Genomic DNA, 25,704 nt, shown 5'->3' with positions numbered 1-25,704 from the left:
TTGCTTAAAAAATAACGCGGCAGTTTAGCATAGGCACTAAACAGGAGAGATGATCTGTATCACGCAGATCCCGTCAGCCAACTACTCACTACAAAAATAGCCACTACAATGAATAATTCGCAATATTAGGCCTCGAATTTTGAGGTTTCTTCATTTTTAGCAAAGCTCATCTTATGAAGTGCAGCTGGCGGTTGATCTCGTTCAATTAAGTAGCTCCAATAAGCATCATCAAAACCACTAAAGATCTGTTTTTGCTTACCTTCAGAACGCAAAATAAGCCACCACCAAACTAGCCCCCAAAGACCAAAGGTGAGAATTGTAACGACGAAATGGCGGCGATGATTGATAGAACATCTAGCATCAACTCTATGTTTATATTCGCTATTATCTTTGCATTCATCAGGTTTAGGAGGGTTTTTCATGATGTTCTTACCGTTCGTAAGCTATAGAAAAAGTGTAGCAGAGTTAGACTTTAGTCGAATGCAAATAGCCAAAATTGGTTAAAAAAATTCGGCGCTTTAACGAACACGCATGTTAGAGTTAGCCAAAAAGAGGAATAAACATGCTCATTCGCAAAGCCCAGTTAACTGATCTTCAGGCACTAATAGATTTCAACCAAGCAATGGCACTAGAAACCGAGGGGCTTTCACTCGATAGCGATGTGCTGCACCAAGGCGTAAACACGCTACTTAACTCGCCAGAGAAAGGTTTTTACTTAGTTGCTGAAGTGAATGGTGAGATCGCGGGTTCGTTAATGGTGACTTTTGAGTGGAGTGACTGGCGTGCCAAAGATTATTATTGGATCCAGAGCGTTTATATTCGTCCTGAAAATCGTCGCCAAGGGATCTACAAAAAACTCTATCAAGAGGTTAAAGATATCGCTGCGCAACATGGCGGTGCAGCCAGCTTCAGGCTCTATGTTGAGCAGGAAAATACCAAAGCGCAGCAAACATACAGCGCACTAGGTATGGATCAAAGTTACTATCTAATGTACGAAGAGAAGTAGCTAATTCAGGATCGACATCCATAAAAAAGGCCATCAACTGATGGCCTTTTAGCAATAAATACAGCTTTAGCCGCAAATACTGGTCACCTTAATAGCTAAACCACCTTGGCTCGTCTCGCGGTACTTAACATGCATATCTTTGCCTGTTTCATACATGGTCGCGATCACTTTATCTAAGCTCACTTTAGGTTGGCAATTACGACGCATCGCCATACGCGACGAGTTAATCGCTTTAACGGCTGCTATCGCATTACGTTCAATACAAGGTACTTGCACTTGACCAGCAACGGGATCGCACGTCAGGCCCAAGTTATGCTCCATTCCAATCTCTGCTGCCATACAAACTTGTGCAGCATTGCCGCCCATAATCTCAGCAAGACCTGCAGCAGCCATAGAACACGCCACACCAACCTCGCCCTGGCAACCCACTTCAGCACCAGATATAGAAGCGTTACGCTTATAGAGGGAGCCAATCGCAGCAGCGGCTAAGAAGAAGCGGGTATATTCTTGTGGTCCAACAGGTTTAATAAACTTGTCGTAGTATGCCAACACAGCAGGAATAATGCCTGCTGCGCCATTCGTTGGCGAAGTCACCACTCGGCCACCGGCAGCATTTTCTTCACTAACAGCCATGGCAAACACATTAATCCAATCAACAATTTCCATTGGATCTTGTGATAAGCGTTCGCCTGTTAATAGCTGGCGGTGCAGCGCAGGCGCTCGACGCGGAACCCGCAACGGTCCAGACAATACGCCTTCGGTCTGACATCCTTTTTCAATAGCTGCATGCATGGTGCGCCATACATCCGCAAAACCTTGGTAGATATCGGCTTCACTATTAAATGCCAACTCGTTTTTGAACATGATGGTGCTGATGCTCATCCCGGTTTCATTACTCGTTGCCAGCAATTCGTCAGCATAATTAAACGGGTAAGGCACGGTAACTGGATTTTCGACCGCTTTACCAAACTGCGCTTCTTCGACAATAAAGCCACCACCTATCGAGTAGTAGGTGTTGCTCATGATTTTCTCGTCACCTGCGTAAGCGTGTAACATCATGCCGTTTTCATGCATAGGTAATGCGTAATTATGGAAAATAACCGCATCACGTCCAAAGTCGACCAGTCGCAGCTCTTTGCCCATCGCTAACTTTTCAGTTTGCTCTACCTCGCTAATAAAATGCGGAATAGCTTCGATATCGACGCTTTCAGGTGTGTTGCCACCTAAGCCCATAATAATGGCGATATCAGTATGGTGCCCTTTGCCAGTGAGTGACAGAGAGCCAAAAATCTCAACGCTTAAGCGAGTGACTTTTTCAAACTGGTTTGCTTCATGTAGGTCGTCGATAAACTCTTTGGCGGCCTTCATCGGCCCGACAGTGTGAGAGCTCGACGGGCCCACTCCTATCTTAAAAATATCAAATGCGCTAAACATAGAATTACCTCGAAAACAGAGGAAGGGCTAAAAGATTTTTCAGCCCTGGGTCAAACATTTTATTTTAATCATCGGGGTTTAAAGCCATTAGAGATAGCAATAAACACCCGAGAGTAACGCTCAGTTAAGACAGCAGTCCAAACAGGATAGCGGTCATAGAAAGCAGACCGGCAATCACAACAAAGATGTTGCTCACTCGGCCACGATATGGCGCTAAAGCAGGTACTTTATGAATCGCGTACATAGGCATAAGATAAAGAATTGCCGCAATGATTGGGCCACCTAATGCTTCAATCATTCCCAAGATGCTTGGGTTGATTACCGCTACTGCCCAGATGGTGAAGAACATAAAGCCTAAGATAAATTTGTTTAACTTCTTGTCTGATATTTCTTTGTTGCTTGAACGAAGCTGCTTGCTAATAATGCCCTTCATGCCTTCAGTTGCGCCCATGTAATGGCCAAAGAAAGAAGAGATGATGGCAACAAACGCGATGATAGGACCAAAGTAACTGACAAAGCCGCTATCATGTACGTTAGCTAGGTAAGAAAGGATTGGTAAGTTATTCGCTTTTGCTTCAGCAAGTTGTGCTGGAGATAGTGACAATACACAAGAGAATACAAATAACATCACAAAGCCCACTAGCATCATAGTGGTGTTACGTAAAATAGAGTCAGCTTTACGCGCTGCATTTTGGCCATGTTCACGCTTAAGTGCCACAGAGAACTGTGAGATTGCAGGTGAATGGTTAAATGCAAAGATAAGTACAGGAATCGTCAACCAAACAGTGCCCAAGAAAGCACCCGTGCTTGGTACAACGTTTAACGCATCCATTTTCCAGTCAGGAATAAGGTAAAAAGACATAAATGCCAAGATAGCAACTAATGGGTATACCAAAAGCTGAGTCACTTTAAGCATGAATTTCTCGCCCGCTACCATCACTGACATCATCGCAATGATAAGTGCACCAGAAAGCAAGAAGCGTGGAGGCGACGCCATGCCAAGCTGGTTAACAATAAAGCTATCAACAGTGTTAGTAATGCCCACACCATAGATCAAAACAATTGGATAGATAGCGAAGAAATACAGCATGGTGATCGCTTTACCAGCGCCTACACCAAAGTGCTCTTCGACTACATCAGTAATATCACTACCTGGTTTTTGTGAAGAACATACAAAACGTGATAAGCCACGGTGAGCAAGGTAAGTCATTGGGCCAATAATTGCTGCCATGAGTACAAGAGGCCAAAAGCCGCCCATTCCAGCGTTAATCGGTAAAAATAGAATGCCAGCACCTACTGCGGTACCAAACAAACTCAACATCCAAGTCGTATCTTGTCGTGTCCACGGTAACGACTTAGTCGTCGCTACATCATCCTGGGTCACTTCTTGTGCACTTATCGCGTCTTTTTGCATTAGCTTTACCTTTAAGGTGTTTTTTAACACCTGTAGATTTGTATCTAAGGAGTAAATTTCGCGGTTAAGGTAATCCTAATGCAGCGGGGATAAATTGATCTGGACACATATTTTGTAATTGAATTTCATAATATACGCATATTGGGAGCTACATCGCTTATTTCATGTAATGAATTTTCATTTTTATTGCAGTTTGATAACTGAATTGAACCTAGATTTAACACCAATTTCACCCAATTCATTAAATGCTGATATAAACTCCGCCGGAGACAAAAATGAGTGGCGGACATAGCTCTAAAAATCGCACTTTTTGAGACTCGAGCCAGCACTCAGCAGTGTTAATTTGATATAGATCACGCCATTTTTAGCTTCGAAAAACCCAAGCATTAGTCAATCTAATGATTAATATAGAAAAATAGTTTTGGCCTATTTATTAACCTACTAATTAGAAATAGAAAACGCTGCTATTTACAGCAAAAATAAGCCTGGTAAAAACAGCTGAAATTAATCACCAATGACCCGCTTTATGTGAAATAATTTCAACTATACCTAAATAGAAAAGTACCTCCCTATGACACAAGCAGTTCGAATCATCGTTGGCTCAAAAAATCCGGTAAAAGTTGGTGCAGCAAAAGAGGCATTAAGCACGCTCTTCCCTGAAGTGACTATCGAGTGTGAAGGTGTACATGCGCCCTCGCTTGTGGCCGATCAGCCCATGACAGAAGCTGAAACCCAAGCAGGCGCTGTAAACCGAGTTAAGTACTGCATGGAAAACTACCAAGCCGATTACTTTCTTGCGATGGAAGGCGGTGTCGACCTATTTGACCATGGTCCTGCTACATTCGCGCATATCGCCATCGCCCATAACCAGCAGGTCAGTGTCGGCCGCAGTGCATTACTGCCGCTACCTATGCAGGTATACCAAGCTTTAACCCAAGGTGAAGAGTTAGGTAACGTCATGGACAGCATGTTTAATACCGTCAACATTAAGCAGCAAGGTGGTACAATAGCATTACTGACCCATGGCCATGCAACTCGCCAGAGTATTTATACCCAAGCTATTATTCTTGCAATGGCGCCTATGCTGAACCCTGAACTTTTTAGCCTTTAAAAATAAAGCTTGGTCTATCTGAAGTACCTATTGACCAAGCAAATTTTAGTAGTTAACTTAATACTTAAGTTCCAATAGTTAAGATCCACTTGATTTTATTTAGTAGGCCTCGTAAGTTAGATGTAAGTCGCAACTAAATGAGTCTAAATAATTTCACTATGCCTCAGCCTCTCTGCCAAGCTTCACAATTACGCCGCTTATCAAGACAACTTATTCGCCAATTAGGTTTGCTCGATGCTGCCTGTGGTAACCAACCCTTGTCACCCGTGCAAGCTCACACAATGATAGAGTTAGGCCAGAACAACTACTCGATTAAGCAATTAGCTGAATTACTCAACATTGATAAATCTAATGCCAGCCGCGCAGTGAGCCATTTAGTTGAGAAGGGGTTTGCTAAAACCACAGCCAATCCCAAAGATAACCGCAGTTTAGTGGCACAATTAACCGCCAGCGGCAAAAAGCAACTGGTTAAGCTTGATAACCAACAGAACCAGCAGTTCAATGAGATTATGGCGCAGCTACCAACGGCACAGATCTCACAAATTGAGCAATCACTGAGTCAATACAATAAAGCCGTTATGCAATCTAAAGCGCAAGTTGGTTATTGCATCAGAGAGATAGCCGCAACAGACAATGCAGCAATGGCGCAAATAATACGCGACGTTTCAGCAGAGTATGGGCTCACTGCCGACAAAGGTTACGGAGTATCAGATCCTACTCTCGATAGTCTCAGCAAAGTCTATCAACACAGCAATGCTTGTTATTGGGTGATTGAGCTGGACGGACAGATCCTTGGAGGGGGCGGCATCGCACCACTGAATAATCAACCTGGCGTATGTGAACTGCAAAAGATGTATTTTTCTCAGGCTCTGCGAGGTAAAGGCTTTGCTAGACGATTAGCGCTGCAAGCTATCGATTTTGCCACTGAGCAAGATTATGACGCTTGCTATCTAGAAACCACGGCTAATTTAACTGAAGCAATAAAGCTCTATGAGTCACTGTCTTTCAAACATTTAGATGCACCACTTGGCAGTACTGGGCACGATGCATGCGAAATCACAATGTTACTAAAACTGAGCAAAATTATATAAATTTAAGCCATTAAGCATATCGTTTTTATGCTGAAAACTTGTTAGCCTCAAGATTAGGTCGTTTTTTAAATTAAGTGAGTTGCATTATGGAATATAAACGTCTGCCACACTCAAGCTTAGACGTCAGTGAGATATGTTTAGGCACTATGACATGGGGCGAGCAAAATACTCAAGCCGAAGCGTTTGAGCAACTTGATTATGCCATTGCTGAAGGCGTTAACTTCATCGATACTGCAGAAATGTATCCAGTTCCTCCTAAAGCAGAAACTCAAGGGGCCACTGAAACGATCCTCGGCAACTACCTTAAGCAGCGCGGGAACCGCGATAACCTCATCATCGCCAGCAAGGTTTCTGGCCCCGGTGGTAAGAGCGATTATATTCGCCCCAATATGGCATTAGACTGGCGCAATATTCATCAAGCTGTCGATTCATCATTAGCGCGTTTGCAGCTAGACACCATCGATCTTTATCAGATCCACTGGCCCGATCGTAATACTAACTTCTTTGGCGAGTTGAGCTATACCCAACAAGATGACAACGAGCAGCAAACGCCGATTATTGAAACCCTTGAGGCATTAGCCGATTTGGTCACCGCAGGTAAGATCCGTTATATCGGCATCTCCAATGAAACCCCTTGGGGCTTTATGAAGTACTTACAGCTGGCTGAGAAACATGGCTTGCCGAAGATTGTCTCAGTGCAAAACCCCTATAACTTGCTCAACCGCAGCTATGAGGTCGGTATGGCTGAGATAAGCCATCGCGAAGAGGTGCCATTACTTGCCTACTCCCCTCTCGCATTTGGTGCACTTTCGGGGAAGTATCTCAATGACCAATGGCCTAAAGGTGCCAGAATGACCCTGTTTAAGCGCTTTGCTCGCTATACAGGATCTGAAATGGCGCTTGAGGCGACCAATGCTTACGTTGAGCTAGCTAAAGAATTCAACATCAGCCCAGCACAAATGGCACTGGCCTTCGTTAATCAGCAAAAATTTGTTGGCTCAAATATTATCGGCGCCACCAACCTTGAACAGCTAAAAGAGAATATCGATAGCATTCATTGCAGTATCTCACCAGAGTTGCACCTGCGTCTTAATGAGCTGGCACAGCTATATCGCTTGCCTTGCCCTTAGTAAATAACCGATATAAATAGGCTTGCATTAAAGGCGCAGATCTTACAAGATCTGCGCGCATTCTATTCCACAGGTCAAATTAATGGATCTCTCAACGTTACGGTCACAGTTCCCTGCGCTTGCTCAGTCTAATGACGGCTACCCGCTGTGTTATTTAGACACCGCCGCCACCAGCCAGAAACCGCAACAAGTGATTGATGCCATGAATCACTACTATCAATTCGATAATGCCAACGTGCACCGCGCAGCGCATCAACTATCAGCCCGAGCAACCACTCAATATGAAGCAGTGCGCGACAAGCTTCGCCAGTTGATTTGTGCTGAGCGCCGCGAAGAGATCATTTTTACCCACGGCACCACTGAGTCGATAAATATCGTCGCACACGGCCTTACCTCACAGTTAAAGCCAGGCGAGCTGATTTTAATTGATAGCGCAGCGCATCACGCTAATATCGTGCCGTGGCAAGAGTTGGCACAGCGCACTGGCGCAATTGTTAAACCGATTCCTTTGACCGACGATTGCCGCTTAGATATTACAGCCTTCGATGCACTATTAAATGAGCGCCCAGTGATTGTCGCTCTCAGTCATGTGTCGAACGTGCTAGGCACAGTCAATCCAGTAGCCGAGCTTGTGGCTAAAGCCAAGCAAGTGGGCGCTATAACATTAGTCGATGGTGCACAAGCCATCGCCCACATGGATGTTGATGTTCAAGCGATAGATTGTGACTTTTATGTATTCTCAGGGCATAAGATGTATGGTCCAACAGGGATCGGCGTGCTCTATGGCCGCTTTGAGCCACTGGATAATCTCACCCCATTAATGACTGGCGGAGAGATGATAAAAACCGTCAGTTTTAGCGGCACTGTATTTAATCAGCTGCCTAACAGGCTAGAAGCTGGCACACCGCCAATTGCTGAAGTTATCGGCTTAGGTGCTGCAATCGACTTCCTTAATACGTTGCCTAAAGCGCAACTGCGAGAAGCCGAACAAACTTTATTGATTTACTTACAAGACTCACTGCTAGACTTAGGTGATGTAGAGCTATACGGCGCTCATAGCGATAACCTTGGTGCCGTCGCCTTTAATCTAGCTGGAGAACATCATCAAGACGTGGGGATCTTGCTTGATCAACAGGGGATCGCGGTTCGCTGCGGCCACCACTGCGCCATGCCACTCATGCAGATATTACAACTAAATGGCTGTTGCCGTGCCTCCATTGGGGTTTATAGCAATAAAGCCGATATCGACAGCTTTATAACCGCAATGAAGTCAGTGAAAGAGCTGCTGTTATAGCGACCAGATGCTAGGCTGCTTTAAATCAAAAGCTGACGGTTACATAAGTCAGTTAATGCCCTGTACAACTATATTTATCAATCACCATTACATTAATCTTAGGTCGAGTATGAGTCAGTCAATCCAACCTTCAACAGCAGATTTTTTAGCATTAGAGTTCAGCCAATCGACTCAAGCAACGTTAACGCTGTTTCAACAAGCAAACAACTGGCAAGAACGTTATCGCCATATTATGTTGCTAGGTAAAACCTTAACTAAACTTGGCGATGAATACCGTGTTGAAAGCGCTCAGGTTAGAGGCTGCGAAAGTGATGCCTGGTTGTATCACAGTGAAATAGATGGCAAGCATTACTACCTCGCAGACAGCGATGCTCGCATAGTTAAAGGGTTGGTCACACTATTATTGATTGCCTGTAATGGCAAAACGAGTGCAGAAATTAACGCATTCGATGCAGATGATTATTTTACTCAGCTTGGCTTACAAGGTCAGCTAAGCCCATCTCGTACCAATGGTTTACTGGCGTTAGCACAAGCGATTAAAGCAGGTGCTGTTGATAGCAAGTAACGCCAAGCTTCATCGACTAAATCCAGTACCAGCCAAGTCTACACTTGGCTGGTGATAACATGCTAAACAGCTACTTTTGCCGTGGTTTTCCACTGTTTGACCAACAAGCCCAATATAATCAACATGCCCACAAAGCCCGCACCAAATGGATTGAACAGCACCAGTGGCACTGCTGCAAAAGCAGTAATACGCTCTACGCCTGATAAAGCACGTAGCAGATAACCTTCAATCGCAATTGCTAACGCCAATATAATCGTGGCTGTTTGCAGTATCGCAAAGGCGAAAGCCATCACACCAGCATCGGGGTTAAGTAAGTCGGTATAAGCCATCATTATCGGGATCATAAACAGGCCTCCAGCTAACTTAAACGCTTCAACAGAGGATTTCATAGGATTGGCATTTGCCACCCCAGCCCCTGCAAATGCCGCTAGTGCAATCGGTGGTGTCACGTTAGATGTCTGCGATAACCAAAATACGATTAGATGCGCAGTGAGCAGCGGCAAGCCAAAGTCGCCCAACATCGGTACAGCCATCACGGCCAATACGATGTAAGCAGCAGTTACTGGTAAACCCATGCCTAATACTAAGGCGACGATACTGATTAAGCCCAAGGCCACCAACATATAACCGCCAGAGAAGTCCATCACAAACTGGGTAAACTGCAGCCCAATGCCTGTCTGTCCAACCACCCCAACGATAATGCCTGCAGCGCCACACGCCACAGAAATAGGCAGCGCCATTAGCGCGCCATTTTTCATTCCCGAGATAAATTTTCTAAGGCCTATGCGGCTATGTTTACGTAAAGCGGCGGTAAGTAGTATCGCGGCGCAGCCGGCAACACCAACCAACAATGGTGAGTAAGCCATCATCAATAGCACAGTGATAATCACCAGTGGAATAAGATGATGCGCTCCTTGTTTCATTACCTCGATAACAGCCTCTGTGCGACTAGCTGCTTGCAGATTTAACTTACAAGCCATTAGATGCACATACAACAAGGTACAGAAAAAGTAGAGAATAGCGGGTGCGATTGATGCCAGCATAATATCGCTATAGGGCACCCCAGTGAATTGCGCCATAACAAAAGCGCCCGCCCCCATAATTGGCGGCATAATCTGCCCACCCGTTGATGCAGCAGCTTCAATGCCAGCCGACTGCTCTGGCGTATAGCCAAGCTTTTTCATCATCGGAATCGTTACCGAGCCAGTGGTCACTGTATTGGCAATAGCGGAGCCGGATATGGAGCCTAAACCCGCAGATGCTAAAACCGCAGCCTTGGCAGGCCCACCACGATATTTCCCTGCAATAGAGAAAGCCAAATCGATAAAGAACTTGCCTGCACCAGTGACCTCAAGAAAAGCACCAAATAGTACAAAAATGAACACCGTGGTCGCGGCAATCCCCAAGGCGGAACCAAATACCCCATTCGCAGAGAAGATCTGGAACTGAATAAGCTCCTGCAACGAGTAGGCTTTAGTTGCTAACGCGCCCGGCAACATATCACCAAATGCACTGTAAGCTAAAAATAGCCCGGCAATCATCACCATCACCCAACCTACAGTCCGGCGACACCCTTCCAATAATAACAGTAGCAAGGCGCAACCAGCCGCTAGGTCGATATTACCTAAGCCATACAACAGGTGGTCAATATCGTTGTAGTCGAAGATCAGCATCCGATATCCGGCAAAAACGGTCAGTCCACACAACAGTAGATCGGTCACGCGACCGAGCATATACCCCTTGTTATATCGATTACTTATCAATGGGTAATGTAAAAAGATCAATACCAATACCCAGCACAAGTGCACTGGACGAAAGTAGGTAGCCGAAATGGTTGAGGTGATCCCCTGCCATATTTGAAATGATGACAGTGCCACCGCGATGGCAAGAATCACGTAACCGAGATACTTAACGGTCGATTCATGGGGAAGTGGCATTACAACAGGCGCTTCAGTTGTCGCATCCGCGTCACTATTTTGTTGAAGAGGGCTCATAGCATGTCCTCAAATTATCTACTCTCAAATGCTCCGCCACTCATGTTCAATCGGTGATAGATTGCGGGCATTTGGGATATAAGCTAAATAAAATAAAGGCAACCCAAAGCTGCCTTTATTAATGGTTTTAACAGTCATTGATTAACTGTCGCAGATAGTCGACGTCAAAAAGTCGTTTACTGGAAAGTAAACTATTTAGCCAACGAGTCTAGGTACTTTTGCGCGCCAGGGTGCAATGGCACACCTTCTAAACGACCGGCATTATCAGGGGTTGTAGCTTCAGCCACTTTCACCACTTTTTGTACTTCGCTCATGTTTTCAAAGGCTGCTTTTGTAAGGTTGAATGCCATCTCATCACTCATCTTAGCGCTCACTACAATCACATTCCACACACTGAGTGTCGGCACTGCGCCGACGTTGTTATAAACATCACTCGGTATGGTGTAGTTGCTATATGCTGGATTCTTCTCAATAAATGCCGCGCTCTCAGCAGCTGAGACAGGAATAATATTAACTTTATGAGTCAGTGCTACTTGAGTGACAGCGCCAACTCCTTGGCCGCCAACAATGAAACCCGCATCTATCTGGCCGTTAGCTAACGCATTAGTGGTCTCTGAGTAGTTCAGATAAACCGCTTTAATATCTTTTTTTACATCAATACCAATAGATTCCAGTAACGCAGCAGAAGTTACCGCAGTGCCGCTCGCTGGCGCGCCCAAAGAGATACGCTTACCTTTAAGATCGGCCAAAGAGTTGATACCAGACTTTTTCAAACTGATGGCATGAACCAAGTTCGGATACAGCGCGAACAAGGTATTTACAGGCATGGCACTTCTAAATTTGCCTTCACCTTTATAAGCATCAAGTACCACGTTGCCCATTGCTATTCCGGCAATCATGTCACCACGGACCACTTTAATCGTGTTCTCTACTGATGCAGCTGTTACTTCTGCTTTTACGTTTACTTCAGGAACCTTATCAGACCAAACTTTGGCTAAGGCCCCACCGAATGGATAGTAGATCCCACTTTGGCCACCGGTGCCAATAGAATAGTTCTCAGCCTGAGCCGACGCTGGCAATACCAACAATAGAGCGAGCATTAATGCACGATGCAACATAGCCATTTCCTCAATTTACATTTATTTTTTATATTAGACTTTAGGGGCTGTTGATCTTTCACTGTTGTTTTTGCCGCAGTTTATTGGCTATTTTGACAAGGCGGAGGCTATGCCGTTTAGTTATTCTCCACAAATAGTCTACAACACAGTAAAAATAGCCAAGAAACGCGGCCCTTTGGGTTCGTTTCAATTCTTTTATTCTTTTATGACTAGAGTGCGTTACGAGCTTTTCGCTTAGCCAGCTAAGCTTCATCGCTCAAGCCTTGTACTAAAATAATTGAATTCGAACAAAAACTAAGCTCGAAAGATCAACAGCCCCTAATTTATAAGCCTTCGTATATTATTTAATTCACTTCAATTTGGCCTCGATACTCACTGAAGAACTAACCAATGTCAAGCTGTCGAATAGTCGCACACGCCCGCTAAACAAGCCCAAAATACGCTAACAGCGTTGAATTAATAGTGAGCAATATTGCTGAGGTTTAACTCGCTAAGGAAACGTTACTCATCATCAAAAACATCTTTTTTGAAGTGATACGGGTATAGTATGTTGATTATAAAAACTGTCGCTAATCTAATGAAGGCAAAGAATAAACATGCAAAAATTAATCAACAGACGCCAACTAATTAAAGGTATTACCGCTGGCACGATATTAAGCCAACTCGGCTCTTTTTCTGCGTTAGCGCAGAATGAACAGCGGCTATATGTTGATGGACTTTGCTTTCTTCCTGATGACTTAGCCGACCTTAACACTTCAAAAGTTGATGCTTATCTTTGTGACATATCTGCCATTGAGGCGATTAAACAGCCCGATGGCACCACTAACTACAAGCGCACCTATAAAGCCTGTATCAAGAGTATCGCAGAAGCTAAAACCCGAGTAGAAAGCAACAAAGACAAGCTAGTTTTAGGGCTCTCAGGCAGTGACATTAAACGCGCAAAGCAGACCGAACGCACCGCAGTATTCTTTCAGATCCAAGGAGCCGATTGCGTAGAAACCAGTATCAACAATAACTTAGATCAAGTTGATGAATTCCACGCTAAAGGCCTGCGAGCCCTGCAACTCACTCACCATTACGGTAATCGGTTTAGTGGTGGAGCACTTGATAATGATGCTAACGGAGGTTTAAACCTACCGTTAACCAAAGCGGGTGAGACGCTCATTGAAAAACTCAACCAGAAAAACATTCTGGTGGATGTCAGCCACTCAAGTCCGCAAGCTGCGCTCGACACTGCAAAAATAAGCAACTCGCCAATCGTACAAAGCCATGGTGCAGTGCGTGCCATAGTGAATCATGCACGTTGCAGCCCAGATGAAGTGATTAAAGCCATTAGTGATACCGGCGGACTATTTGGGGTATTTATGATGAGCTTTTGGCTTACCAACGATAAAGTGCCTACGGTTGAGCATTATATTAACCACCTTAAACATGTCGCTAATGTTGGTGGAATAGATGCCGTCGCCATTGCCAATGATTACCCACTGCGTGGCCAAAAGAACTTACTTGAACTGAACAACAATAACGCCGAAGGGGTAAAACAATACCTTAGTTGGTGGCACAGTCTGCGTGAGAAAAATGTCCTCGGTTACGATGTTGAACCGGAACATGTAGTGATCCCTGAACTGAACCATATCGATCGTATGGAGCGTATTGACTTGGCGTTGGGTAAGGCAGGCTTTACGAGTAACCAACGCGATAAGATCATGGGACAAAACTGGCAAAGAGTGCTTAATGAAGTCTTAGTATAAATACAGCCTCTTAGCTGATAACAGCAATAAAATCGTAGCCACTATAATTGGAAATATAGTCATGGATAGACCTATCGATATTGATACGCCTTTCATAGAAACAACAAGAACTAACTTGGTTGTTTTGCCCCCTGAAAATGCTCAGCTGATGCTCGATTATTACAACCTAAATAGAGAGCATTTAAGCGCTTGGGAGCCTACAAGAAACGATAGTTTTTATAGCCTAGAACACTGGCAACGGCAGCTTGCAGAAAACGTAAACCAATTTGAAAACGGCTCAGCATTAAAATTGGTTGCGCTAGACAAGGCATCTCAAGAGGTTATCGCTGTCTGTAACTTTACCAATATTGTAAGAGGTATTTTTCAGGCCTGTAATTTGGGTTACTCTGTCTCGGCGAAGTATCAAGGTCAGGGCTATATGCACGAAGTACTGCAAGCAGCATTAACTTATGTGTTTAATGAGCTAGATTTACATCGAGTGATGGCAAATCATATGACAAGCAATCAGCGCAGTGCTGCATTGCTAGAACAATTAGGATTTGAGCAGGAAGGGTTGGCGAAATCCTATTTAAAAATAGCCGGACGCTGGCAAGATCACGTGCTAACAGCCAAAATCAATCCAGCCCATTAACTCCGCTGATAACCCTCAAAGAATAACTCAGAACATAAGGACTATTCACAACAAAATGCTAACCGCACTTGCCATTAAAAACTATCGCTCTTTACGTGATGTCACCATACCACTGGCACAGCTAAACCTGGTGACAGGGGCCAATGGCAGTGGTAAATCCAACCTTTACAAAGCGCTAAGGCTATTGGCTCAAACAGCTCAAGGTGGAGTCGTCAACGCACTTGCACTAGAAGGTGGATTAGACTCTAGCTTTTGGGCCGGGCCTGAAACACTTTCGCGTGCGATGCTTGCAGGGGAAACACCGGTTGAGCCGACCGTTAGACAAGAGGTAAAACGGTTAAAGCTTGGCTTTGCCAGCGACGAATTCAGTTATTTAATTGAGCTTGGCTTACCTAAGCCCGACTCCACCACTTTATTTGGCTTAGATCCGCAAATTAAGCGCGAGGCTATTTGGGTTGGTAATGTTTATCGCCCATCGACAGTGTTAGTTGAGCGCCGCTCTGCCTTAGTCAAAAGCCGCGCCGAAAAGGCAAGTTCAGCAGGCTGGCAAACCTTGAATGTACATATGCAGCATAGCGATAGTATCTTTACTGAGCTTGCCGATCCTGAGCGAACACCAGAGGTGATCCGCCTAAGAGATAACATTCGAGCCTGGCGCTTTTACGATCACTTCCGCAGTGACAGTGAGGCTCCCGCACGTAAGCCACAGCTAGGCACTCGAACGCCGGTTCTGCACCATGATGGCAGAGACCTAGCCTCGGCGATTCAAACCATTTTTGAAGTGGGCGATAGAGAAGCGTTCGATACCGCTTTAAGCGACGCGTTTCCGGGCGCTCATGTGGTCATTGAATATGAGTCAAATGGCATGTTGAGCCTTAAGTTTCATCAACAAGGTTTGTTAAGGCCACTTAATGCTGCTGAACTATCAGACGGAACCTTACGCTACCTCTTACTGGTCGCAGCATTGCTGACTCCACGTCCGCCAGAATTGATGGTACTTAATGAGCCTGAAACGAGTTTGCACCCCGATCTACTGCCAGCGCTTTCTCGCTTAATCGTTAAAGCCTCCGAGCGCTGTCAGTTATGGGTCGTCTCCCATGCCAATCGATTAATTAACTCACTGAATCAGTTTGAAGATTGCAATTTAATAGAGCTGGATAAGCAGTTAGGGCAAACGGAGATTATTGGTCAAGACATACTCAGCAAGCCAAGCTGGCGTTGGAACAACCGCAGCTAACAAACTACGGCTATCTGCTGTTCGCAAGCGTGACTTACTTAAGCAGTACCGAACTTAAAGTGAAAAGTTTGCGATGGTCTTTTGAATGCCGACCACATCAGTGCCGCGCTTTAACTCTTTAACCAGTGGATCTTTTTGCCCCGAAATCCATAACTTTAGCTCAGCATCCATATCAAACCGACCCGCGGTTTCCACTTCAAAATGGGTTATCGCTTTATAAGGCACCGAATGATAGCTGACCTTCTTGCCAGTCACTCCCTGTTTATCAATTAAGATAAGGCGCTTGTTGGTAAATACAAACATATCCCTAACCACTTTATAGGCCAAAGCCAACGACTCATTGTCAGCCATTATCGGGCTAAGCTCCTGCGTTAACTCTTCAAGGTTAACCTCAGAGGCATTACCCATCAGCGAATCTAATAATCCCATGCTATTTTCCTTAATATTGATGTTGCTGCCCTCTTTAGCGCTTAGGCCAAAGAGGTCTAAATCCAATGCCAACCGTTAACTTACCTTAGGCATAAAAAAATCGCCATATGGCGATTCTTTTAACTGATTAAATTTTCACAGAGTTAGGGACTTGCCTATTCTCGCCAACCACCATCATTTCGCACTTCTGGCAATCGAATACCAGCTTCAACACATCTTTGCCTATCTCTAGCACCATAGGATCGGCCTTAATATTGGGCACTTCCTTTGGACAAAGGTTGAAGTTAAAGCGTAAGCAGTGCTTAGTGACCATTAATGGCACATCTTCAGTAACGCCATTTTTCTCATAGGTATCTTGAATTTCGATAACACCATGGCGCTGATAAAAGGCTTTGGCTTTATCATTAGCCACATTGCCCAAGTAACTTAGGTGCTTAACGGGATAGACGGCATCCTGATTGTATTTCCACGCTTTAGGGCGCTGGTAATCATTGACTCGGGCAAGTTCTAATGCCGCTACGGTATCGCGGCGTAACCCGTTTAATACTGAAGTAGGAATAAACCATGCCTGAGCAGTCTCTATATTAATTTTCTGGGCATTAAAGTCCGTGCTGCCGAGCTTACCGAGTTGCTTACGTAGCCCTTTCAATGCCTTTTCAACATCCGTAGCAGCTGTTTTTTGGCAAACTAATGTCTGCGTTGCGCTGTGGCCGTAGATATCGGTCATCGTCAATGCCACACCATCATCACTATCGGCAAGAGTAATATCGACGCCAATAATTCGCTTGGCAGATTCCTTAGCTAATACCGATTCAAAAGCTTGGTTATGGTTACGGTATATGATCATGCCCTCTTTAAGCTCTTTTGGCATACGCAATACAAACAGCTTAAGCCCCTCAGCACGATTAACCCGCAAGCCTTTTAGCTTGTCATCAGACTGCTTAGCTTCGGCATAGTTGCTTGGAAAAAAGCACAAACCATCACCGTTATTGAAGCTGTTCTCTGAGGTAACTTCAATAAAGTCCTTACCAATACGCTTAACCACTGCCACCTCTTCACCTATGTATTTAGGCGAGCGGAAGTCGTTCATTCCTTGGTTACGTTCATGGACAAAATAGTCGGTTTTACCGCGGTTAAAGGTTTTCTCAGGATCTGGCGTAAAAGTATGTTCACAACGACCATGAGATGAAGCGCTAAACTCTGGGCGCTTAGCAATGATCTTATCCAATGCTTGGCGGTAGTGAGCTGTAACGTTTTTAACGTAACTAAGATCTTTAAGACGACCTTCGATCTTAAACGAGCGTACACCAGCATCGATCAGATCTTCTAAATTATCAGTTTGATTATTGTCTTTAAGTGACAGTAAGTGTTCATTTTGCGCTAATACTTCACCTTGGCGAGTTTTCAGATCTGCAGGCAAGCGGCACAATTGAGAACATTCACCGCGATTGGCACTGCGGTTACTAAAAGAGTGGCTTAAGTTACACAGACCACTGTAGGCGACACATAGCGCACCATGAATAAAGAACTCAATCTGCATATTGGTTTTGGCGGCAACCTCGCGAATTTGGCTTAAACCAAGTTCACGGGCAAGCACAACCTGCGAGAAACCAACCTGCTCTAAAAATGCGACTTTTTCGGGACTACGATTATCCATCTGAGTACTGGCATGCAGCGCAATAGGAGGAAGATCTAGCTGTAAAACCCCCATGTCTTGCACAATCAATGCATCCGCACCAGCTTCATAAAGTTGCCAAATAAGCGTCTGCGCTGCTTCAAGTTCATCATCCATTAAGATGGTGTTAACCGCGACGAACACTTGCGCGCGATATTGATGAGCAAAAGTACATAAGCGGGCAATGTCTTCAACACTATTGCCAGCTGTTGCTCGAGCACCAAAAGAGGGGCCACCGATATATACAGCATCGGCACCATGGCGAATAGCTTCAATACCAAAGTCAGCATTTTTAGCCGGCGCTAGCAACTCAAGACGATTAGAGTTGGTTTCTAGCGGTGCCAAAGGCTCACCAGCAGGCTTTTCATTAGGTCTGAAGATGCCAACATTGCTCATAAAAAAATCACTCAAAAAGGAAAACACTATTATTTTGGGCAAATATTATAGCAAAATCTCACATTTGGCGTTAGCTAATATACTCAGGAATACTAGCCATTGCAGAAGAACTTCAATGGCCGATCAATATCAATGATGTTGACTCATTTGCTTGGAGGGAGTTAAGCGACTGATTAGCTGCTCATTAATTCAACAATATGAGTACGGAGCTACTTAAGTAAACAGATCGAAGGCATTACCTAAGGCAGATGATTTTCCTTTATAAAATTCGGTATAGCTGCAGTTGCTACAAGTCACCGCGTAGTAACGCTTGTTCTGCATATCAAAAATACGTGACCAAAAGCCACCTGACACACGAATTTCACCGGTTTCGAACTCTCTATTGTTACACTTAATACACGTCCATTTATCATGTTGCATAGTGACTATTTTCCCTGTTGATTAACTATCTATAGCGGCTGGTAACGACTTATAATTAGTAATGAACCGCCAACCAAATTGTTTCTGTTTGCTCGCAAGTCCAAGCGACTCGATGCTTTACATGGGCGCCAATATTGACATGATCGCCTTGCTTTAAGCTCAACAGCTCGCCAGTTTCAAACTCTAGTTTGGCCGCGCCTTTCATCACCATCACCCACTCGCTACGCTCCTGATCATACCATTGTCCGGCTGGAGTCACGTGGGCTTTAGAGATGATGCGCTCGACTAAAACATTGTCTGTGTTTACTAGTGGCTCGAACTGCTCCTCAGTAAGGTCTTTAGCCAAGTTTTCAAAAATATTAGCTTTATCCATGACTTTATCCTTACCTTTTCCTTCGCTTTCTGCATTACCGACTTAATGAACTTGCTCGTATCGATTTTCCTAGCAAGAATCACGAGAGAGCTGGAGATGATACGTTCGAGCAAGACACTATCTGTACTATCCTTAACGGCTCGAACTGCTCCTCAGTAAGGTCTTTAGCCAAGTTTTCAAAAATATTAGCTTTATCCATGACTTTACCCTTACCTTTTCCTTCGCTTTCTGCATTGCCGACTTAATGAACTTGATCGTATCGATTTTCCTAGCAAGAATCACGACAGAGCTGGAGATGATACGTTCGAGCAAAACACTATCTGTACTATCCTTAACGGCTCGAACTGCTCCTCTGTAAGGTCTGAGGCCAAGTTTTCAAAAATATTAGCTTTATCCATTGTCCGCCCCAGCCTCACCAACTTCAATCACAATACTCTTGCTCACTCGAATCCCCAAACGTTTCGCTAAACGATTTAAATTAGCACGATCCATCTGCAACTCTTTGGCGGTTACCGACCAATTGCCATGATGCTGTGTCAAGATTTGCAAAATACGTTGTCGCTGAAACTCATCTGTCTGCTGTTTAAGGTTTCCATTCGCTAATACCTCGATTTGCAGTGCAGAGTCTGCAGCTTGTCCTTTGCGACTATCCTCTTGAGGAGTACTCGGTAACAATAAGGCCAAATGGGTGAGCCCTATACGCACTATAGCTGCAGTGCTCTCACTTCGAGCTCGTAACGCAGCTCGACTAATAACGTGCTCTAGCTCGCGTACATTGCCGGGCCAGTCATATTGGTTTAGCATTTTTATCGCGCTGGGATTTAAGGTCAATTGGCTCATGCCAAGCTTTCGCCGCGTCAATTCAATAAAGTAGCCACTAAGTAAACTGATGTCGCCTTCACGCTGCCTTAATGGCGGTACAATAACGGGATACACACTCAGACGGTGATACAGATCGGCGCGAAAACGCCCCTGCTCCACTTCTACTTTCAATTGTCTATTGGTTGCAGCAAGAATCCGTACATCAACATATTCAACATCGTCTTTACCGACAACTTGGATCTCTTGATTCTGCAGCGCTCTAAGTAACTTACTTTGCACCGCCAGTGGTAACTCGCCAATTTCATCTAAAAATATGGTGCCGCCGCTCGCTAGGCTGAACTTACCTGTTCGATTTCGATCAGCGCCTGTAAATGCTCCCTTAACGTGACCAAACAGCTCACTCTCAATTAGGCTTTCAGGTAGAGCAGCGCAGTTAACATAAACCAAAGGCCCTTCACTTCGGCTAGATTGCCGATGTAGAGTTCTTGCCACCAGCTCCTTACCTACGCCAGTTTCACCTTCTATTAAAATGGAAAAATTTGAGGCTGCGACCATCTCAATTTCACGCTTGAGTTTCACCATGATCTCGCTGTTACCGATAAGCTCGCCACCGTCTTTAACTAATGCTTCGTGGGTCAGCTCAGCAACAACCTGCTGATTATGTTTAGAAAGCTGTTCAAGCTGTTGCAACAATATCGCAGTGTTTAAGGTGGCTGCTGACATTGCAGCAATGATGTCTAGCGTACGCTTAGGGATCTCATCGAATACATTGGGAACCATACTGTCTAAAGTCAAAATACCGATCAGTTTGTCATCAGATAGCAGTGGTAGCCCCATACATGCATGCACTGGGAGGTCACCTTCATGAGAAAGCAGGAGGCCATCATAGGGATCCGCTAACTTACTGTCTGCAGCAAAGCGAACTGGTGCTTGCGATGCAGATATCAGCTCGAACCTTGGATGAGCGGCGATCTCAAATCGACGCCCTAAAGTCTCTTTAGTCAGGCCTTGTAGTGCTAGCGGCTTCAAATACTCACCTTGCACATGTAACAGCACCACAGCGTCACAATTAACAGCATGGCGCACAGTATTAAGTAAGCGCTCAAACCTGTCATGATTTGTCAGGCTATTGGTGAGATCTAGGGCGAGTTGAACCAAGGCAGCAGAAGATATTTCACTCACAAGAATGGTAAACCTAATCAATTAAAACTGTCTCTAGCTTATCACGCTGACCGCCTAGCTTCAAAAGAACACCATAGAGTCATAATGACTTCACGGCAGTGTAGTCATTATGACTACAAGGGTTCAGCTAAACGGCTGAATACTAGTAATTATCACTACCGTGAATGTTGGCACGGTTATCGCAATACTCTAGTTCAAACACACTGTAGCAGAGCAAATGGAGCAAACTAATGATAACAACACAATCAATGCCCTACTCTCACGAAGATTTAGTCGACGAGTTAACTCAACAACAAAACATTCAGCTTTCTGCTACATCAACAGTCAAGCAACGTAAGTTAGTGCAACTTGGTGTGGCATCGAATCGATTTTATTCCCATGCACTGATTGGCGGTAATAGCACCATGTTGATTGCGATTATTGGCTTACTGTTGTGCATTTTAGTCGGTTATTCCTATGCAGACAGTTTTTCATTGTGGGCACAAGTTGCCAGCCACATCGGTTTGATACTGTTTGCGACCGCAGTAAAAATTGGCTATGTGATGCGCTGCGTAGGGCTCGATGGCATGGGGCACTTGCAGTTGTAGCGCAACTGCCCCACAAAATAATTTTTTGATAGCAATTACCGTTTATGACCACCATTTGGACAACAATACTGATGCAAACGATTAGCTCTCCCAAGACCAAACAAGTACTCTCAGCCAGCGGTGAAGTCGAGGCAGTACTAGTAAAACCTGATTCATTGTTGAGTAAGCTCAGCGATATGCCTTTATGGGAGCTAGCTTTTAGACCTTGGTTTTTAGCAGCCACATTATCATCAGTGCTAAGCATTGCAGCTTGGCTACTCTTTTTACATGGTCAGCTGCCTAGCCTAGCAACAACAGGTCTGAGCCCCGTTGTTTGGCATATCCATGAAATGTTATTTGGTTTTGCGGCGACCATTGCGGTTGGCTTTTTGCTCACAGCAGCCCAGACCTGGACTAACCGCCGTAGCATAAATGGTTTACCACTAATCGCGCTAACACTAATCTGGCTAGCGGTACGTGGCTTACTTTGGTCGAACGACCCAAAATTGCAGCTAGCAGCGGTCGCACTGCAAGCATCTTGGTGGCTTATCTCAATTGGCTATCTAGCCAATATGGTGATTAAAGCTAAAAGTAACCGCAACTATCAATTCATTCCATTACTAACAGCAATGATGTCATTTAATATCGGCTTTTTGCTGGCAGATATAAATGGCTATACAGAGTTGGCGATGCACCTTTCTCGCTGCGCTATTTTACTGTTTTGCCTGTTAGTCGGCATTATTGGTGGCCGTGTGATCCCCTTCTTTACCGGCAGGGGCGCTGAAAATGCCAAGGTAAAATCAACACCTCAACTCGACAAATGGTTACCTTGGGTTTCTCTACTCGGTTTAGCGGTCTTTTTCAGCGGTTACTTCATCGAGCTTCCTTTCACCCCTGCAACGTTATTGATATTAGCCGGTGTTATGCACCTACTGCGTTTACTCAACTGGAATAGCCTAGCAACCTTGAAAGTGCCACTACTATGGTCACTGCACGGTTCATACTTAGCATTAGCATTAGGGTTAATCGCCTTAGGTACGAGCTACCACATTGATGCGCTGCGTTTTGCCGATGCACTGCACTTAATCACGGTAGGCACCTTAGGCGCGATGATCCTCGCGATGATTGCCCGTGTCTCATTAGGTCATACCGGTCGACCATTAAAGCCTCATTTTTCAATCAATATCGCCTTCATGCTTATTCTTGCAGGTGCTTTAGCACGAGTTATTTTACCGTTAGCCCAGCAGCCTATTTTGGCTTGGGATATCAGTGCAACTTGTTGGGTAGTCGCCTTCAGTTTATTCATCTGGCACTACAGCTTAATACTTATGCGCCCAAGGCCGAACTAAAGCCAATTTTTAGCGTCGAATCAGAATAGATTCGACAAATTACAACCAGAAATTACACCCTAACAGTGCCGCTTTCGAGCACAAAAATTGATTAAGGATATTTAGATGTTATCTGAAAAACATATCAGCATAGTTAAGAGCACCATTCCACTATTAGAGTCTGCTGGTACTGCCATCACTGAGCACTTTTATAAACGTATGTTTAGCCACAATCCAGAGCTAAAACATATCTTCAACTTAAGCCACCAGCATTCTGGCGGTCAGCCCGCTGCACTTTTCAATGCCGTTGCAGCCTATGCTAAAAATATTGATAACTTGGGTGCATTAACTGGTGCCGTTGAGCGCATCGCCCATAAACACACCAGCTTTAATATTCAGCCAGAGCATTATCCAATCGTTGGTCATCACCTGCTTGAGACCCTAAGAGAATTAGCACCAGATGCTTTTACTCCTGAAGTCGAAGAAGCTTGGGGCGCTGCTTACGGTGTACTCGCTGGGATCTTTATCGAGCGTGAAGGTATGCTTTACCATAGAAGTGCCAATGAAACTGGCGGCTGGCAAGGTGCGCGACAGTTTACTATTACCGACAAAAACAAAGAGTCAGAACTGGTAACAAGCTTTGTTTTAACTCCTGTTGATGGCCAAGCCATTATTGATTTTGAACCTGGCCAATACCTTGGGATTTGTGTAGAGCCTGCTGAACATGAATATCGTGAAATGCGTCAGTACTCGCTATCGGATAAACCTAATGGCAAGCAGTACCGCATCTCAGTTAAGCGTGAAGCACAAGCAACGCCTGGAGTAGTATCGAATTATCTACATGACCACATGAATGTTGGCGACAGTCTTGATGTCTATCCACCTGCTGGTGATTTTCACTACGAGGAGCGTGAAGCCCCAGTAGTACTTATTTCTGCCGGTGTAGGGGTGACGCCGATGCAATCAATGTTGGAGATGTTGGCGGCGAAATCTTTTGCTAAACCAGTATTCTACCTGCATGCCTGTGAAGGCGTAGAGCAGCACTCATTTAACCAACGAGTGGAAACGCTAGGGTTAAGTTTAGATTTGCAGCATCACACTTGGTATCGCGACATTGCTCAATCAAATGAGGTTGCTAATGTTAGCTACATCCACCAAGGCTTTATGAACTTTGCCACACTGAGAGATGCACTGCCGATTGAACATGGCGATTATTACCTGTGTGGACCCGTTGCTTTTATGCAGTTTGCTAAGCAACAGTTAATCGAGCTAGGCGTCGAAGCTGAGCGCATTCACTACGAGGTATTTGGGCCACACGCTTCGCTTTAAGCGCTAACTTAACAAGCCATAAAAAAAGAGCATACTGTCGATTGACGCTATGCTCTTTCTTTTAGCTTTTTACCTTTAGAGAAAGTCGCAGATCTCTGCCAGTGCCTTCTTTTGTAGTGCATGTTCTGGCACCGTGGCATCCTCACTTGGATAACCCGCTATAATCAGCATATAGGGCCTCTCATTAGCACTGTCTCTGCCACATACTTTACTGAGAAAAGACATTGGTTTGGGAGTATGAGTAAGCGTTCCTAGTCCCGCATTGTGCAATGCTTGGATCAAAAAACCTGTCGCGATCCCTACCGACTCATGCACATAATAGTTAGTCTTCTGCTCCCCCTCTTCTTCGCTGCGCTTCTTACTAAAAATCGCAATCAGCCAAGGTGCATGTTCAAGATAGGGCTTGCTGGCATTAGTGCCTAAAGGCTTTAGCGCATCTAACCACTCTTCACCGGCTCGGCCGGCATAAAACGCCTGCTCAAGCGCTTCAGCCTCATGGCGGATCTGCGCTTTAATTTCTGAGCTGTTAATGGCGACAAAGTGCCAAGGTTGGTGGTTAGCACCGTTAGGGGCTGTTCCCGCCGCTAAAATACATTTTTCAATGATCTCTCGAGGAACAGCTCGATCAGAGAACTTACGAATCGAGTGACGACGTTTAACGTCTTGATAATTTTGCTCTGCGCGCACAAGCATTTCATGCTCAGGATATTCGATAAAGTCCGTTAACGGATGATGGGCTTCTGTCATATTATTTCCTAGCTTATCGTTATTATTATCGATTTTTAACCGTTTCAGTTTACCTATGCAAGCTAAGCTTACTGTGATTCAAGCTGTTGCTTTAACTGCTCAAGCCCTTGATTAAGATCATTGCCAATCATGGTTTCGAAATCTAGAAACAGGAACATCAGGTTCATTGGGTAATCTAAATGGCCATCAAAACCCCACTGCACCAATGTTTGGTTAGCACCTATGGCTTCGGTGCTCATGAAAGCAGGATCGGTTGACTCAAAAGGCGAAAAGAATCGCAACTCAAAATCAATCCGCTTGCCTTCATCAATGCGCATTATCTCCTGCTCACCAACACCTACATCTTCTAATTGGCTTTCCCAACGAGATACGAAACCTACGGTTCCATCAGTGCCGCGGTAGCTTTTAACCATATCAGGGTCCATCTGTGCCCAGACACTAAAGTTGTCTTGATTCTTTAGATGCTTCACATAATCAAACACTTCTGCCACAGGTTTATCTATGCTGATATTAGTGATTACCGAATACTCTTTCTGTACAAAGAGCGCGATAATAAAGGGCAGCGCGATGAGTATTAGCACCGCTATAGAGAATTTTTTTAGCATAACTTGTACTCTTTATAAGTGGTTAAGGTCTTTGAGTTTTTATAGCCTCGTTTTTA

The 25,704-nt window shown here is 44.7% G+C and carries 24 protein-coding genes; 12 read left to right on the top strand and 12 right to left on the bottom strand.

The window, feature by feature from the left end:
• Positions 1–125: 125 nt before the first annotated feature.
• On the bottom strand, positions 126–422 hold the full coding sequence (locus K5R16_RS15045) for a hypothetical protein (RefSeq protein WP_220738378.1): 297 nt from the start codon (positions 420–422) through the stop codon (positions 126–128).
• A 140-nt stretch (positions 423–562) separates the two neighbouring features.
• Between K5R16_RS15045 and K5R16_RS15040 the strand changes: the two genes are divergently transcribed.
• Positions 563–1,006 (top strand): GNAT family N-acetyltransferase, encoded by a 444-nt coding sequence (locus K5R16_RS15040; RefSeq protein ID WP_220738377.1) that lies wholly within the window; start codon positions 563–565, stop codon positions 1,004–1,006.
• A 66-nt stretch (positions 1,007–1,072) separates the two neighbouring features.
• Here K5R16_RS15040 and K5R16_RS15035 read toward each other — a convergent pair whose 3' ends face one another.
• Both K5R16_RS15035 and K5R16_RS15030 read right to left on the bottom strand, forming a co-directional pair.
• Positions 1,073–2,440 (bottom strand): L-serine ammonia-lyase, encoded by a 1,368-nt coding sequence (locus K5R16_RS15035; protein WP_220738376.1) that lies wholly within the window; start codon positions 2,438–2,440, stop codon positions 1,073–1,075.
• 124 nt (positions 2,441–2,564) lie between these two features.
• The gene (locus tag K5R16_RS15030) at positions 2,565–3,854 is read right to left on the bottom strand and encodes a serine/threonine transporter (protein WP_220738375.1); all 1,290 of its coding nucleotides are present in this window, start codon (positions 3,852–3,854) and stop codon (positions 2,565–2,567) included.
• Between the two features lie 571 nt (positions 3,855–4,425).
• Here K5R16_RS15030 and yjjX point away from each other — a divergent pair.
• The 5 genes from yjjX to K5R16_RS15005 all read left to right on the top strand — a co-directional run bounded on the left by yjjX (position 4,426) and on the right by K5R16_RS15005 (position 9,045).
• Positions 4,426–4,965 (top strand): inosine/xanthosine triphosphatase, encoded by a 540-nt coding sequence (gene yjjX / locus K5R16_RS15025; protein WP_220738374.1) that lies wholly within the window; start codon positions 4,426–4,428, stop codon positions 4,963–4,965.
• 137 nt (positions 4,966–5,102) lie between these two features.
• Positions 5,103–6,056: a bifunctional helix-turn-helix transcriptional regulator/GNAT family N-acetyltransferase gene (locus K5R16_RS15020; protein WP_220738373.1), complete on the top strand. Its 954-nt coding sequence runs from the start codon at positions 5,103–5,105 to the stop codon at positions 6,054–6,056.
• 86 nt (positions 6,057–6,142) lie between these two features.
• A complete protein-coding gene (locus K5R16_RS15015; RefSeq protein WP_220738372.1) occupies positions 6,143–7,186 on the top strand; it encodes an NADP(H)-dependent aldo-keto reductase in 1,044 nt (347 codons plus the stop codon).
• A gap of 82 nt (positions 7,187–7,268) precedes the next feature.
• The gene (locus tag K5R16_RS15010) at positions 7,269–8,480 is read left to right on the top strand and encodes an aminotransferase class V-fold PLP-dependent enzyme (protein ID WP_220738371.1); all 1,212 of its coding nucleotides are present in this window, start codon (positions 7,269–7,271) and stop codon (positions 8,478–8,480) included.
• A 109-nt stretch (positions 8,481–8,589) separates the two neighbouring features.
• A complete protein-coding gene (locus tag K5R16_RS15005) occupies positions 8,590–9,045 on the top strand; it encodes a SufE family protein (protein WP_220738370.1) in 456 nt (151 codons plus the stop codon).
• A 62-nt stretch (positions 9,046–9,107) separates the two neighbouring features.
• Here K5R16_RS15005 and K5R16_RS15000 read toward each other — a convergent pair whose 3' ends face one another.
• Together K5R16_RS15000 and K5R16_RS14995 are read right to left on the bottom strand one after the other, a co-directional pair.
• The gene (locus tag K5R16_RS15000; protein WP_259649895.1) at positions 9,108–11,039 is read right to left on the bottom strand and encodes a TRAP transporter fused permease subunit; all 1,932 of its coding nucleotides are present in this window, start codon (positions 11,037–11,039) and stop codon (positions 9,108–9,110) included.
• A gap of 191 nt (positions 11,040–11,230) precedes the next feature.
• The gene (locus tag K5R16_RS14995) at positions 11,231–12,157 is read right to left on the bottom strand and encodes a TAXI family TRAP transporter solute-binding subunit (RefSeq protein WP_220738369.1); all 927 of its coding nucleotides are present in this window, start codon (positions 12,155–12,157) and stop codon (positions 11,231–11,233) included.
• A gap of 596 nt (positions 12,158–12,753) precedes the next feature.
• Between K5R16_RS14995 and K5R16_RS14990 the strand changes: the two genes are divergently transcribed.
• The 3 genes from K5R16_RS14990 (at position 12,754) to K5R16_RS14980 (ending at position 15,776) form a co-directional block, all read left to right on the top strand.
• The gene (locus K5R16_RS14990; RefSeq protein ID WP_220738368.1) at positions 12,754–13,908 is read left to right on the top strand and encodes a membrane dipeptidase; all 1,155 of its coding nucleotides are present in this window, start codon (positions 12,754–12,756) and stop codon (positions 13,906–13,908) included.
• A 61-nt stretch (positions 13,909–13,969) separates the two neighbouring features.
• Complete coding sequence (locus K5R16_RS14985) at positions 13,970–14,539, top strand: GNAT family N-acetyltransferase (RefSeq protein ID WP_220738367.1); 570 nt, start codon at positions 13,970–13,972, stop codon at positions 14,537–14,539.
• A 55-nt stretch (positions 14,540–14,594) separates the two neighbouring features.
• Positions 14,595–15,776, top strand: a complete 1,182-nt coding sequence (locus tag K5R16_RS14980; RefSeq protein WP_220738366.1) for an AAA family ATPase — start codon at positions 14,595–14,597, stop codon at positions 15,774–15,776.
• Between the two features lie 54 nt (positions 15,777–15,830).
• Here K5R16_RS14980 and K5R16_RS14975 read toward each other — a convergent pair whose 3' ends face one another.
• The 5 genes from K5R16_RS14975 to norR all read right to left on the bottom strand — a co-directional run bounded on the left by K5R16_RS14975 (position 15,831) and on the right by norR (position 21,073).
• Positions 15,831–16,205: a PH domain-containing protein gene (locus K5R16_RS14975; RefSeq protein ID WP_220738365.1), complete on the bottom strand. Its 375-nt coding sequence runs from the start codon at positions 16,203–16,205 to the stop codon at positions 15,831–15,833.
• A 127-nt stretch (positions 16,206–16,332) separates the two neighbouring features.
• On the bottom strand, positions 16,333–18,276 hold the full coding sequence (locus K5R16_RS14970; RefSeq protein ID WP_220738364.1) for a U32 family peptidase: 1,944 nt from the start codon (positions 18,274–18,276) through the stop codon (positions 16,333–16,335).
• Positions 18,277–18,489: 213 nt separating this feature from the next.
• On the bottom strand, positions 18,490–18,696 hold the full coding sequence (locus K5R16_RS14965) for a zinc ribbon domain-containing protein (protein ID WP_020914266.1): 207 nt from the start codon (positions 18,694–18,696) through the stop codon (positions 18,490–18,492).
• Positions 18,697–18,751: 55 nt separating this feature from the next.
• Positions 18,752–19,069: a cupin gene (locus K5R16_RS14960; protein WP_220738363.1), complete on the bottom strand. Its 318-nt coding sequence runs from the start codon at positions 19,067–19,069 to the stop codon at positions 18,752–18,754.
• Between the two features lie 390 nt (positions 19,070–19,459).
• Entirely contained in the window at positions 19,460–21,073 is a 1,614-nt protein-coding gene (norR, locus tag K5R16_RS14955) for a nitric oxide reductase transcriptional regulator NorR (protein ID WP_220738362.1), read from the bottom strand.
• Positions 21,074–21,303: 230 nt separating this feature from the next.
• Here norR and K5R16_RS14950 point away from each other — a divergent pair, with 230 nt between their 5' ends.
• The 3 genes from K5R16_RS14950 (at position 21,304) to hmpA (ending at position 24,296) form a co-directional block, all read left to right on the top strand.
• Entirely contained in the window at positions 21,304–21,660 is a 357-nt protein-coding gene (locus K5R16_RS14950; RefSeq protein WP_220738361.1) for a hypothetical protein, read from the top strand.
• A gap of 71 nt (positions 21,661–21,731) precedes the next feature.
• Positions 21,732–22,988: an NnrS family protein gene (locus K5R16_RS14945; protein ID WP_220738360.1), complete on the top strand. Its 1,257-nt coding sequence runs from the start codon at positions 21,732–21,734 to the stop codon at positions 22,986–22,988.
• Between the two features lie 105 nt (positions 22,989–23,093).
• Positions 23,094–24,296, top strand: a complete 1,203-nt coding sequence (gene hmpA / locus K5R16_RS14940; RefSeq protein WP_220738359.1) for an NO-inducible flavohemoprotein — start codon at positions 23,094–23,096, stop codon at positions 24,294–24,296.
• Between the two features lie 75 nt (positions 24,297–24,371).
• On the opposite strand, the gene K5R16_RS14935 is transcribed toward hmpA, so the two are convergent.
• Together K5R16_RS14935 and K5R16_RS14930 are read right to left on the bottom strand one after the other, a co-directional pair.
• Entirely contained in the window at positions 24,372–25,043 is a 672-nt protein-coding gene (locus tag K5R16_RS14935) for a nitroreductase family protein (RefSeq protein ID WP_220738358.1), read from the bottom strand.
• Between the two features lie 68 nt (positions 25,044–25,111).
• Positions 25,112–25,648 (bottom strand): SRPBCC family protein, encoded by a 537-nt coding sequence (locus K5R16_RS14930; RefSeq protein WP_220738357.1) that lies wholly within the window; start codon positions 25,646–25,648, stop codon positions 25,112–25,114.
• Positions 25,649–25,704: the final 56 nt, after the last annotated feature.

The organism is Shewanella sp. c952 (genome assembly GCF_019654975.1).
Lineage (GTDB): Bacteria > Pseudomonadota > Gammaproteobacteria > Enterobacterales > Shewanellaceae > Shewanella.
This window is presented reverse-complemented; position numbering and strand designations above follow the sequence as displayed.